Below are 12,024 nucleotides of genomic sequence, written 5' to 3'. Positions count from 1 at the left end.
ACAGACCTGCTGAGCCGCAGGTCACAACGGCTTAGATACAAGATGGGATGCATGCTAGCGTCTCAGTCGTGAAAGCGTTGAAACCCGCCGCCGACCGCGCGTACGAGCTCACCAAGGAACTCGTGCTCACCGGCGAACTGCCCGGCGGGCACCTGTTCAGCGAGGGCGAGATCGCCGAGCGGCTCGGAGTGAGCCGGACGCCGGTGCGCGAGGCGTTCCTGCGGCTGCAGGTCGAGGGGCTGCTCAACCTGATCCCGAAGCGCGGCGCGATCGTCGTGCCGATCACCCCGGGCGAGGCCGAGGACGTGCTCGAAGCCCGCGAGGCCGTCGAAAGCGCGGCGGTACAACGGCTCGGCCGTCGCCCGGAATTGATCCCGGCGGCGCTCGATCGGCTGCGTGCGGTGCTGGCCGCCCAACGGCAGCACGCGGAGGCGGGCGACGTGCCTGCGTTCGCGGAAGCCGACGCGCTGTTTCACCGCATGATCGTCGAGGCGGGCGGCAATACGCTGCTGCTCGGCTTTTACACGACGCTCGCCGACCGGCAGCGCCGGATGAACGTCCACGCGCTCGCGCCGATCCCGGCCCGCCTGCCGCAGGTCGTCGACGAGCACGAAGAGCTCCTGAACATCATCGCGGAGGCCGAGACGAAGGCCGCTGCCTTCGCCCCGGCCCTGCGAGCACACCTGGATTCGGTGCACCGTCGATGACCACTGCAGCTGACCGCGCCCACCTGCCTGAAACACCCGGAACGACCGCCCGCCCGGCCTGGTTCCCGGCCGCCGCCGCGGTGTTCGCGGCCGGATGGGGCGGCAACCAGTTCACCCCGCTGCTCGTGATGTACCACGCCGCGGGCTACTCCGCGTTCACCGTCGACGCCCTGCTCGGCGCCTACGTCGTCGGCCTCGTGCCGGGGCTGCTGCTGTCCGGCGGACTGTCCAATCGGTACGGTCGCCGTCCGGTGATGTTCGCCGGCGCCGTGTTGTCGTTGCTGGCGAGCGTGCTGCTGGCGCTCGGTCCGGCCGGTGCCGGGTGGATCGCCGCAGGCCGGTTCCTCTCCGGGATCGCGGTCGCGGTCGCGATGGCCGTGGGCTCCACCTGGATCAAGGAACTCGCCGACGCCGACCCGCACAGTGCGGCCGACACCGGGACCCGCCGCGCGGCACTGTGCCTGACCCTCGGGCTCGGCATCGGCCCGGGCGTCGCCGGAGTGCTCGCGCAGTGGGGGCCGTGGCCGATGGTCCTCCCCTACCTGGTCCACATCGGACTCGCGCTGGTCTCGCTCGCCGCGGTCACGCGCAGTCCGGAAACGCTCGCTGCCCGGACCGATTCGGTCCGCGCCGCGGTGCCCGCCACCACGCGGCATCCGCGGTTCCGCCGGGTGATCCTGCCTGCCGCGCCGTGGATCTTCGGTTCGTGCGGCGTGGCGTACGCGATCCTGCCGCAGCTCGTCGAGCACCGGACCGGGTCGTGGGCGCTGGCCTACTCCACCTTGCTCACTGTCTGCGCGATCGGCGCGGGCGTGGGGATTCAGCCGATCGCCAAGCGGGTCGACCGCGCCACCAGCGCCCGGGCCGTGCTCACCGGGATGGCGGTGCTCTGCGCCGGGCTCGTCTTGAGCGTCTTCGCCGCGGCGCGGGAATCGCCCTGGATCGCCCTCGGCGCGGCGATTGTGCTGGGCGCCGCTTACGGCATCGTCGTGGTGTCCGGGCTGCTGGAATTGCAACGCCTCGCCCGGCCGGACGAAATCGCGGAACTCACCGGCGTGTACTACGCGCTGGCGTACATCGGATTCCTCCTGCCGTCAATTTTAGCCGCCCTGAACGGAGTAGCGGGCTACCCGGTGCTGCTCGGCTGCGTCGCCGTGGTCGCGATCGCGGGAACCCTTGTGGTGACCCGGCACTCGCGCCGGCACCTGCCTCAGGACTGACCCCGATTCCGGCAAACGGGACCGAATGCGCGACCGCGCGGAAATTCGGTCCCGTTTGCCGGATTTGTTTCCCACTATTGTCGCTTGTGGATCGTGCGGGAGTCGGAAAGAGTTCTGCTGCCGGGAAATCGAGCGCGGCACGAGTGCGCCCGATTTCGTCGGGGCCGGTAACTCACGAACCCTTCTAGCAGGAAGTGGGAACCGCACATGGGGCGTTCCTCGCGATCCGTTCGCGCCCTGGTCATGGCTGCGACCGGCAGTCTGGTGCTGGCCGGGGCCACCCAGCCGGCGCAGGCTGCCGCGCCGGCCGCCGCGGCGGACACCGCGCCGCAATCGGTGATCGTCGTCCTCGCGGACCAATTGCCCAGCGCGCCGCCCACCAAGGCGGCCTCGGACACTCGCCGCGCCAAAGCCACCCAAGAACAGGACTCGGTGCTCGCCAAGCTCTCCGGCGCGGCACCGGCCAAGGTCAAGCACTTCGCACTGGGCAACGCGTTTTCCGCCACCGTCACGCTCGCGCAGGCCGCACAGCTCGCGCACGACCCGGCGGTCGCGCAGGTGCTGCCGGACAGCAAGGTGACGCTGCCGGACGCCAAACCGGGCGCACCGGCCGCCGCGCCGAAGGCAGGCGGACCGGCCGCGCAGGCCACGCCGAACGCGACCTGCCCGGCCGACCCGGCGAAACCGTTGCTGGAGCCCGAAGCGCTGACGTCGATCCGCGCGTACAGCACCAGCGGCGGCAAGAGCGCGTCCGATCTGGCCAACGGATCCGGCGTGAAGGTCGCCTTCCTCGCCGACAACATGGACCCGAACTACGCGGACTTCATCCGTCCCGACGGCAGCCACGTGTTCTCGGACTACCAGGACTTCTCCGGCGACGGTCCGAACACGACCGACGCCGGGGCCGAGGCCTTCGGCGACGCTTCGTCGATCGCCGCGCAGGGCGTCGTGGTGCACGACCTGTCGAAGTTCGTCAACGAGAAGCACCCGCTCCCCGCAGGCTGCACCATCGTCGTCAAGGGCGTCGCGCCGGGCGCGAGCCTGGTCGGGCTGAACGTCTTCGGCAAGACCGCCACGAACTCCGCGGTGCTGCAGGCGATCGACTACGCGGTGACCGTCGACCACGTCGACGTGATCAACGAGTCGCTCGGCCTCAACCAGTACCCGGATTCCAGCTCCCGCAACCTGTTCCAGGTCTTCAACGACCAGGCCGTGGCCGCGGGCGTCACGGTGACCGCCTCCAGCGGCGACGCGGGCACCACGTCCACGATCGGCAGCCCGGCCACCGACCCGCTGGTGATCTCCGCCGGCGCGACGACCGACAACCGGCTGTACGCGCAGACCGGCTACGCGGCTTTCCCGTTCTCCAACGGGAAATGGGTGAGCGACAACATCTCCGCGCTGTCCTCGTCCGGCATCACGCAGAACGGCCGCACGATCGACCTCGTCGCACCCGGCGAGGGCAACTGGGCCGACTGCGCTCCGGCGTACGCGGAATGCCGCGACTTCAAGACCGTGCCGCAGGGAACGGACCTGGAATCCTTCGGCGGGACCAGTGAGGCCGCCCCGCTGACCGCGGGTGTCGCCGCGCTGGTGATCCAGAGTTACCGCAATTCGCACCACGGCACCTCTCCGTCCCCCGCACAGGTGAAGCAGATCATCACCAGCACCACGCGCGACCTCAACCTCCCGGCCGACGAGCAGGGCGCAGGCCTTCTCGACGCCCGCGCGGCGGTCGAAGCGGCGCTCACCGCTCCGGGCTCGACCGGGGCGCCGGCGGGCGTCTCGTCGAACATCACGCTGTCGGCCGACCAGCTGACGCTGGAAGGCGCGCCGGGCAGCACGCAGCACGCGTCGGTGAACGTCACCAACTCGGGCGCCAAGCCGCTGACAGTCAGCACCGGCACGCGGACGTTCGCCCCGATGGGCACGCAGACGCAGACCACCTCGTTCGACTCGGCGAAGCTGCCGACGTTCCCGTACTTCAACGGCACGGACTGGGCCTACCAGAAGGTCACGTTCTCCGTGCCGAACGGCGCGCAGCGGCTGCTGGCGCGGATGGCGTGGCAGGGCAGCCCGAAGACGGTCAACGGCCAGTCCGTCACCCCGGTGGTGCGGCTGACGCTGCTCGCGCCGGACGGCACTTTCGTCGCCAACAGCCGTCCGCAGGGCGGGGCCGCGACGGCGAACTACGCCAACGTGGACGTCACGCGCCCTGCCGCGGGCACGTGGACAGCGGTGCTCTACTCGGCGGCAGGCAAGACTGGTTACACCGGGGACATCCAGCTGGCGACCACCGCGCAGCGGGCCGTCCCCTACGGCCAGGTGTCGCCGCAGATCCTGCAGCTCAACCCCGGTCAGACGAAGCCGGTGCACGTCGCGCTGCAGACCCCGGCCAGCGGCGGCGACGCGGACTACTCGATCACCTTCGGCAGCTCCGACGGACACCAGAGCACAGTGTCGGCCGTGCTGCGCGCGCTGATCCCGACGAAGAACGGCCCTGGCACGTTCAGCGGCACGATCACCGGCGGCAACGCCCGCGCGGTGTCGCCCGCGCAGACCTTCTCCTACGAATTCGACGTGCCGCGCGGCAAGCGGGACCTCGACGTCGCGGTGAAGCTGCAGGATCCGGGCACGCTGCTCGACGGCGTCCTGGTCGACCCGAACGGCGAGCTCGCCGACGTGAACAGCAACGCCTTCCTCGCCTCGGCCACGACACTGGGCCAGGGCACCGGGTTGCAGCTCGTCGACGCGAACCCGCTGCCGGGCCGCTGGCACCTGGTGCTCGTCGTGCAGAACCCGGTGACGGGCAAGCAGATCGACCAGCCGTTCACCGGAACCGTCGGCTTCGACCAGGTCTCGGCAGGCGCACCCGCGCTGCCGCAGTCCGCGTCGCTCGCGGCGGGCAAGGCGGTGACCGTGCCGGTGACGGTGCGCAACACCGGCATCGAGCCGATCGCGATCGGCATNGCCGGTGACGGTGCGCAACCCCGGCATCGAGCCGATCGCGATCGGCATCGACGCGCGCACGAACGCCCGGCAAACGCTGCAGCCGCAGCCGATCCAGGGTTCGACCGAGGTCGACCTGCCGGAGCTGAACGCGAACGCGCCGGTGTACTCGATTCCGCCGGAGACGAGCAAGTTCACCGTCGCGACATCCTCGACCGTGCCCGCGCAGGCGGAAATCCAGGGCTCGGCGGCGGGCATCGACGTGCTCGGCGACCTGAAGTCCGCGCAGAACGGCAGCACGGTGTCGGTGGCGACGATCGGCGAGAAGACCGGGTACGTCACCAAGGGCGTCTGGTTCGCCGACGTGCAGGAGATCGGCCCGTTCGGTCCGGACGGCGCGCCTGCCGGGCATTCCAGCTACACGGCGTCGATCCAGACGGCGGGCTTCGACGGTTCGGTGACGTCGTCGACCGGCGACCCCTACGGCCAGTCGGTGGACCCGAACGGCACCGGCGGCACGCCGAAGCTGGTGAAGCCGGGCGAGACCGCGACGATCCTGGTGACGATCACGCCGTCGGGCAACCGCGGGCAGAAGGTGGCCGGGCACTTGAACATCGTGACCGTGCCGTCGCTGCCGACCGGCGTGACCGGCCTGCCGCAGGCCGGAACCGGTGAGGTGCTGGCGACTCTGCCCTACAGCTACCGCATCGGCTGACGAGCAGGCACCCGTACCCGTGAGGTCGGTGAAGGACTCCTTGAGGGAATCTGATTCCCTCAAGGAGTCCTTCACCGACGGTACTGGACCAGCGCGCGAAGGTGTTCGGCATGCGCGCGCGTCATCGCCGCACGGACGCGGGGGACGCAGCCGGCGAGCGGCCCGTCGTCCGCCCAGGCGAGCACGAGAGTCGAATTCGTGGCCGCGCAATGCAGCGGCCGGTACGCGGTGTCCGGCATCGGTCTGGTCGGCGGGGCCGTCACGGTCAGGATTCCGGCCCCGTGACCGAGGCACAGCACCGCCCATTCGCTGTCGGCGTAGCAAAGCCGCGGATCAGCACCAGCGTCGGCGAAGGCCGCGAGCAATGCACGCGTCCGGGGCTGCACGGTCTGGTCGAGCAGAACGCAGCGCCGGCCGGACAGCGCGGCCGGGGTGAGCGAGTCCGGAACGCCGAGCGGATGCCCGGGCGGAATGCCGACCACCAGCGGTTCCGTGGCTACCGAGACCCATTCGAGAGGGCGTTCCCGCACGGCGTCCTGACGCAGCAGGCCGAGATCCAGCTCCTCGCGAAGCAGCGCTTCGGCCAGCTCCGCGGCCGATTCGCCGGTCCGGATCGCCAGCCCGGCGTCCGGATTGCGCAGCCCCACCTCGCGAATCAGCCGCGGCAGCAGGGGCGTCGGCACCGAGCCGATCCGGATCTGCGCGGCGGGGCGCTCCAGTCCGGCGCGCGCGGCGGTCAGCATCCGGTCGAACTGCGGCACCACCGCCGAGGCGTGTTCGAGCAGGAGTTCGCCGGTTTCGGTGAACAGCTTCCCGGCCGGTTCCGCCGCCAGCAGCGCGGCGCCGACCATCCGTTCCAGCCGTCGGATCCGCAGCGCGAGCTTGGCCGGAGTCGTTCCCAGCGCGGCCGCGGCGGCGGCGACGCCGCCCGCCTCGGCGACCGCGACCAGCAGCTTCAGCTGCCGCAGTTCGAGGTCGGCCCCGGTGTGGATCAGCTGGTCCGGGCGGTCAGCCACGGCAGTTCCCCCGGAATCGCGCGCGGGCCGTCGAAACCGCCCTTTTCGTCGTGATAGGCGTCGAGGATCAACCCGGCCAGCAGACCGGCCCGCGCGGCGACCGGACTGTCCTCCCGGTACAGCAGGAAATGGCTGGTCCGCTCCCGCAGACCGGGGACCGGCCGGTGCACCACCCCCGGGGCGAGCGGGCGGGAGGCCTGCACGAGCGTCACGTCGCCCTGGTAACGGACGATCTCGTCGCGCGGGCCGGAGACCGGCACGTAGTGGGCGATCACCGGGGCGAAGCCGTACGGGCCGCACACCCGGGCGAGGAACTCGCGGCAGCGGTCCGGCCCGGTCGAGGAGATCCACCGCTCGTGTTCCAGCTCGGCCAGGTCCACCTCGTGCCGGGCGGCGAGCGGATGCCAGTCCGGCAGCATCATCAGCAGCGGGTCCTCGGCGAGGTCGATCCGGCCGGTGTTCGCCGGGAGCGGCACCTCGCACTGTTCGGACAGGACGGCGAGGTCGAGTTCGCCGCGGCCGAACCACCCGAGCATCTCCGCGGTCGACTCGGCGGTCCGGATCTCCGCCCGGTCGCCGAGCCCGGTCGTCTCCAGCGCGCGGAGCAACGGACCGGACAGGACGGTTTCCGACCAGCCGACCCGCAGCGCGCTGTCGCGCTGGGCGCGGTGCTGTGCGAGGGCCGGTCCGATCCGGGCGGTGCGCGCGAGGATCCCGTCCGCGTAGTCGAGGATCAGCTGCCCGAACGGCGTGGGCCGCACCCCGGCGCGGGCGCGTTCGAACAGCGCCCGGCCGAGCAGTTCCTCGATCCTGCGCAGTTCGCGGCTGAGGGCGGGCTGCGGCAGCACCAGTTCGGTGGCCGCGCGGTTGAGGCTGCCCGCATTGGCGATCGCTCGGAGGTGGCGCAAATGCTTGAGTTCCAACTCCACGAAAGTTCACGATATGAGGCCCGCCGGGGCGAGTGCACCGGCGAAAGTGTGGCAATCGCCCGACCAAAGTAGGAAATCCTCTTTCCGAACGGGGACATGGCTTCACTCCCGCGGAAGTCCGTGAGGGGAACCGCACGGACCTCCGCATCGCACGGCGCGGCGCGGTCCGCGACGGCATAACCGGCAGGCATTACCCGCGCCGCCCGGATCCCGGCACAGTGAGCCGCACCAGTCCCGCCCCGCCGGGAGAAACGCGGAATCGAGACGAGAAAAGGTGGAGGATTTCCATGTTCGACGCGACTCCGCTGTCTTCCGGCTGCGCCCGCCTGTATCCGGACGTCCGGCACGCCTGTGTCGGAGTGAGCCCGTTCAACGGCTATTTCACCGCGGAACGGCTGATCCGGCTCGCCGCGTGGACCGCGGAGCACTTCGCCGAGTTCTGCTTCTTCGTCCCGGACGAGGTCACCGCCTACACGCTCGAAGCGCTCGGATACCCGCCGGCCAGGGCGAAACAGAAGGCGCACCGGCAGTCCTGCCACGTGCACAACAAGATCGCCGCCGCGCTGCGCGCGCTGGACGTGCCCGACCCGGAGAGCCGGATCCTCGGCATGGCCCGGCTGCGCGAGCTGCCGTCCTACCGGCGATTGCTGGCCGAAGCGGAAAACCGCTTCGAAACCGACAGCGCATTCCGCTCCGCCTGCTACGGCGCTTCCACCTGGGTGCTGCAGGGCCGGACCGGAAACGTGCCGGACGAGCGGGCGCTGCGGCTCGCCGTGCGCTACTTCCTCGCCGAACTCCCGTTGTTCGCCGGTTCCGGGCTGATCACCGGAAATCCGCGGTCGATGTTCGTCTACCACCAGCGGGTGCCGTTTCTCGAGAAGTTCTTCGACCGGGAATTCGCGTTCCGGCCCGAGCCGGGCCAGGGTTTCCTGGTCGTCGCCGAAGCCGCGCTGGAAGCGACCGGGCGATGAGCGAGCGCCACGACGACTATTCGCTGACCCGCGTCCCGGACGCCGCCCGCCGGTCCTGGCCCTCGGTCGCGGTGCAGCGGTTCGGGCAGGTGTCCTCGTTCCAGCAGTTCATCGTCGGCGCGCTGCTGGGCTACGGCATGACGTTCTGGAACGCGGTGCTGGCCATCACGATCGGCTCGGTGCTGCTGGAGGTCATCACCGTGCTGCTCGGCATCGCCGGGGTGCGCGAAGGACTGTCCACCTCGGTGCTGGCCCGCTGGGCCGGATTCGGCCGGAAGGGTTCGGCGCTGGTCGGCCTGCTGGTGGCGATCAGCCTCGCGGGCTGGTTCGGCGTGCAGAACGGGGTGTTCGCGCACGGGATGCACGCCCTCGGCGGCGCGGTGCCGGAATGGGGCTGGGCGCTGGTCGGCGGGCTGGCGATCACCGTGATCACCGTCTACGGCTTCCGCCTGATGGCCTGGACCGCGTACCTGACGGTGCCCGCTTTCCTGGTGCTGGCCGGGTATTCGGTGCTCGACGCGCTGCACACGCACTCGCTGGCGGCATTGATTTCCGCTCCCCCGCCGGGACCGCCGCTGTCGCTCGGCGCGGCGACCACGCTGGTGTCCGGGGCCTTCATCCTCGGCGCGCTGATGACCCCGGACATGACACGGTTCAACCGCACCCGCGGCGACGTCGTCAAGCAGACCGTGCTCAGCGTGACGCTCGGCGAGTACCTGATCGGGCTGATCGGCGTGCTGCTCGCGCACGCCGCCGCGACCTCGGACGTCGTCGGAATCGTCACCTCCTCCTCGGGGCTGCTCGGCACCCTGGTGCTGGCCACCGCGATCCTCAAGATCAACGACTGGAACCTGTACTCCTCCTCGCTCGGCCTGGTCAACGTCGTGGACGTGCTGTTCGACCGGAAGGTCAGCCGGGTGCGCGTGGTACTGGTGCTCGGGGTGATCGGCACGGCGGCCTCCGCGCTCGGGATCGCCGACGACTTCGCCGGATTCCTGACCGCGGTCGGCGTGCTCGCCCCGCCGGTCGCCGGGGTGCTCATCGCGGAGTACTTCGTGCTCCGCCGGTGCCGTCCCGTTCTCGACGCCGTGCGCCGCGGGCAGGCGGTCGCCGGCCGCGACTGGGAGCAGGCCGCGCTGGTCAGCTGGGCGCTCGGGACGGCTTTCGCGGTCGTCTTCGACTTCGGGATTCCCACGATCAACTCGGTGGTCGTGGCGTTCGTCAGTCACCTCGCGGCGGGCCTGCTGGCCCGCCGCCGGAACCCGGGAGGAACCGGCATGCTGCCGCTGATCGGCCGCGAAGAGCTGAAAACCGCGATGGACGAGGGCACGGTGATCGTCGTCGACACCATGCCGGTCGACTACTACGCCCGCGAACACCTTCCCGGCGCCCGCAACATCCCGGGCTTCCCCTACGAGCAGGCCGCGCGGTTCACCGACGAGCACGCCCCTCGGGTGGTCCCGGACAAAACCGCGGCGATCGTCGTCTACTGCGCCAACACCCCTTGCCGCAACAGCGAATTCGTCGGCGCCCGGCTGCTCGAACTCGGCTACGCCGACGTCCGCAAGTACCGCGAAGGAATCGAAGACTGGGTCGAGGCAGGCCATCCCACCGAAACCGGCCCCGCCCCCGAAGCCCCGGCGCGTCCGGCGCCGGTGCCGGTCAACCACCCCGAATAGAGGAGAGAACATGGGAACGAGAATCCGGATGTTCGCGGCCGTCGCGGCGATGACCGCGGGCGTGCTCGGCGGAGCGGCGGCCACGCCGGCGATCGCCGCGCAGGCCCCCGCCCCGGCGGCCTCCGCCTCGGTGGCCCCGCAGGACGAGACCGTCATCGACGTGACCTCGGCCAACTACGACCAGGTGATGGAGATGTCCAAGACCAAGCCGGTCGTGCTGGACTTCTACGCCAGCTGGTGCGGCCCCTGTCAGAAGATGGCCCCCTACCTGGAGAAGTACCACGCCGCCGACAACGGCAAGTGGATCTGGGCGAAGGTGGACCTGAGCGAGCAGGGCCAGAACAAGGAGATCGCCGACAAGTACGGCATCGAGTACATCCCGACGCTGATCGACGTCTCCAGCGGCCAGGAGAAGGGCAGCCGGGTGGTCGGGTTCGACGAGGGCAGCGGCCCGAACGACCTACGCACCTGGCTGAACAACCTCTGACCGCTCCCGCCTCCGCCGGGATTCCCCGGGATCCCGGCGGAGGCTCCCCGAAGGGACCACCATGAAACGCACCCCGAAAGCCGTCGTGCTGGCGGCGCTGCTCACCGCCGCCGCCAGCGTGCTGCCGGTGGCGGCCTCCGCTTCGCCGGCCGACACCGCGGTGTACATCGTGCGGCTCAAGCCGATGGACCAGGACAAGGACAAGGTCACCGCCGCCGCGAACGCGCTGATCGCCAAGTACGGCGGCACGCTGCGCCGGGTCTACTACTCGGTCTCGCAGGCGTTTTCCCTTTCGCTGACCCGGGAACAACACGACAAGTACCTGACCGACCCCTCGGTCACCACGATCGGGGACAACCAGGTCTACACCGCGGCCGGAACCCAGGAGAACCCGCCTTCGTGGGGACAGGACCGGATCGACCAGGCGGACCTCCCGCTCGACGGCAGCTACACCTACCCCAACACCGCGGCCAATGTGCACGTGTACGTGCTCGACACCGGGGTGCGCACCAGCCACCACGACTTCGGCGGACGCGCACACGCCGCGTACGACGCGGTCGATCCCGGCCAGGACCAGAGCGGAACGGACTGCAACGGCCACGGCACCCAGGTCGCGGCCGCCATCGCGGGCCGCCACTACGGCGTCGCGAAAGAGGCTTCGGTCGAGTCCGTGCGCACCCTCGGCTGCGACGGCAAGGGCACGTCCGAGGAGATTCTGTCCGCTTTGGACTGGGTGAACCTCAACGCGCAGCGCCCCGCCCTGCTGAACCTCAGCTTCGCCGGTCCCAGCGGCACGGTCCTCGACATCCAGCTCTACAAGATGACCCAGAACGGTCTCTCCTACACCACAGCCGCGGGCAACGGCTCCGGCGGCGCCGGTGTGAACGCCTGCGACATCACGCCCGCCCGGCAGACCACCGGGATCACCGTGGGCGCCACCGNGCCACCGACCAGGCCGACCACCGGGTGCCGTCGTCGAACTTCGGCAGCTGCGTGGACCTTTACGCGCCAGGCAAGGACATTCCGACGGCGGGCAACACCGGCGACTGCGCGTCCAGCGTGGTGTCCGGGACGTCGATCGCTTCCGCGGAAGCGGCCGGGGTGGCCGCGATGTTCCTGTCCGCGCATCCGGACGCCACGCCGGACCAGGTGCTCAAGGGCATGACCGACGCGGCCACGAAGGACAAGGTCGTCGATCCTGGCGAGGGATCGCACAACCTGCTGCTGCACACGACGTAACCGCGCGCGGCCGGGTGCCACTGCCCCAGCACCCGGCCGCACCCCCGCCCACAGCGCACAGCCGGCGCGGCCGGGCACCACCGCCCCAGCACCCGACTGCGCCCCACAACAC

General features: G+C 70.5%; 8 protein-coding genes and 2 pseudogenes. 8 read left to right on the top strand and 2 right to left on the bottom strand.

From position 1 onward, the window contains the following. Positions 1-68: 68 nt before the first annotated feature. The 3 genes from A4R44_RS27605 to A4R44_RS27595 all read left to right on the top strand — a co-directional run bounded on the left by A4R44_RS27605 (position 69) and on the right by A4R44_RS27595 (position 5,551). Positions 69-707 (top strand): GntR family transcriptional regulator, encoded by a 639-nt coding sequence (locus tag A4R44_RS27605; RefSeq protein WP_093576603.1) that lies wholly within the window; start codon positions 69-71, stop codon positions 705-707. Further along, on the top strand, positions 704-1,927 hold the full coding sequence (locus tag A4R44_RS27600; protein WP_067586858.1) for an MFS transporter: 1,224 nt from the start codon (positions 704-706) through the stop codon (positions 1,925-1,927). Before A4R44_RS27605 ends, A4R44_RS27600 begins: the two co-directional genes overlap by 4 nt. Before the next feature lie 243 nt (positions 1,928-2,170). Continuing rightward, positions 2,171-5,551 carry a S8 family serine peptidase gene (locus A4R44_RS27595; protein WP_232791803.1) on the top strand — a complete coding sequence of 1,127 codons (3,381 nt, stop codon included), beginning with the start codon at positions 2,171-2,173 and terminating at the stop codon, positions 5,549-5,551. 111 nt (positions 5,552-5,662) lie between these two features. Here A4R44_RS27595 and A4R44_RS27590 read toward each other — a convergent pair whose 3' ends face one another. Together A4R44_RS27590 and A4R44_RS27585 are read right to left on the bottom strand one after the other, a co-directional pair. Next, positions 5,663-6,607 (bottom strand): LysR substrate-binding domain-containing protein, encoded by a 945-nt coding sequence (locus tag A4R44_RS27590; RefSeq protein ID WP_067586855.1) that lies wholly within the window; start codon positions 6,605-6,607, stop codon positions 5,663-5,665. After that, the gene (locus A4R44_RS27585) at positions 6,583-7,536 is read right to left on the bottom strand and encodes a LysR family transcriptional regulator (RefSeq protein ID WP_067586852.1); all 954 of its coding nucleotides are present in this window, start codon (positions 7,534-7,536) and stop codon (positions 6,583-6,585) included. The genes A4R44_RS27590 and A4R44_RS27585 overlap by 25 nt, the downstream gene beginning before the upstream one ends. A gap of 287 nt (positions 7,537-7,823) precedes the next feature. Between A4R44_RS27585 and A4R44_RS27580 the strand changes: the two genes are divergently transcribed. The 5 genes and pseudogenes from A4R44_RS27580 to A4R44_RS50790 all read left to right on the top strand — a co-directional run bounded on the left by A4R44_RS27580 (position 7,824) and on the right by A4R44_RS50790 (position 11,912). Beyond that, positions 7,824-8,507, top strand: coding sequence for a tRNA-dependent cyclodipeptide synthase (locus A4R44_RS27580; RefSeq protein WP_067586850.1), 684 nt, complete (start codon positions 7,824-7,826; stop codon positions 8,505-8,507). Then, positions 8,504-9,637, top strand: a pseudogene (locus A4R44_RS50800) (cytosine permease); the annotation flags it as partial. The gene A4R44_RS27580 and the pseudogene A4R44_RS50800, both read left to right, overlap by 4 nt. A gap of 147 nt (positions 9,638-9,784) precedes the next feature. Further along, complete coding sequence (locus A4R44_RS50795) at positions 9,785-10,186, top strand: rhodanese-like domain-containing protein (RefSeq protein WP_232791810.1); 402 nt, start codon at positions 9,785-9,787, stop codon at positions 10,184-10,186. 10 nt (positions 10,187-10,196) lie between these two features. Then, positions 10,197-10,673 carry a co-chaperone YbbN gene (locus A4R44_RS27570; protein ID WP_093576607.1) on the top strand — a complete coding sequence of 159 codons (477 nt, stop codon included), beginning with the start codon at positions 10,197-10,199 and terminating at the stop codon, positions 10,671-10,673. A gap of 61 nt (positions 10,674-10,734) precedes the next feature. Beyond that, positions 10,735-11,912, top strand: a pseudogene (locus A4R44_RS50790) (S8 family serine peptidase). Positions 11,913-12,024: the final 112 nt, after the last annotated feature.

It is taken from the genome of Amycolatopsis sp. M39 (assembly GCF_001651785.1).
Taxonomy (GTDB): Bacteria; Actinomycetota; Actinomycetes; order Mycobacteriales; family Pseudonocardiaceae; genus Amycolatopsis; species Amycolatopsis rubida.
Note: the sequence above shows the minus strand (reverse complement) of the source record. Positions and strands in the feature narration are given on the sequence as shown.

What these genes read in the sequence shown, in the direction of transcription:
- A4R44_RS27600 (WP_067586858.1), top strand. Translation starts at nt 704, where the DNA reads ATGACCACTGCAGCTGACCGCGCCCACCTGCCTGAAACACCCGGAACG.
- A4R44_RS27580 (WP_067586850.1), top strand. Translation starts at nt 7,824, where the DNA reads ATGTTCGACGCGACTCCGCTGTCTTCCGGCTGCGCCCGCCTGTATCCG.
- A4R44_RS50795 (WP_232791810.1), top strand. Translation starts at nt 9,785, where the DNA reads ATGCTGCCGCTGATCGGCCGCGAAGAGCTGAAAACCGCGATGGACGAG.
- A4R44_RS27570 (WP_093576607.1), top strand. Translation starts at nt 10,197, where the DNA reads ATGGGAACGAGAATCCGGATGTTCGCGGCCGTCGCGGCGATGACCGCG.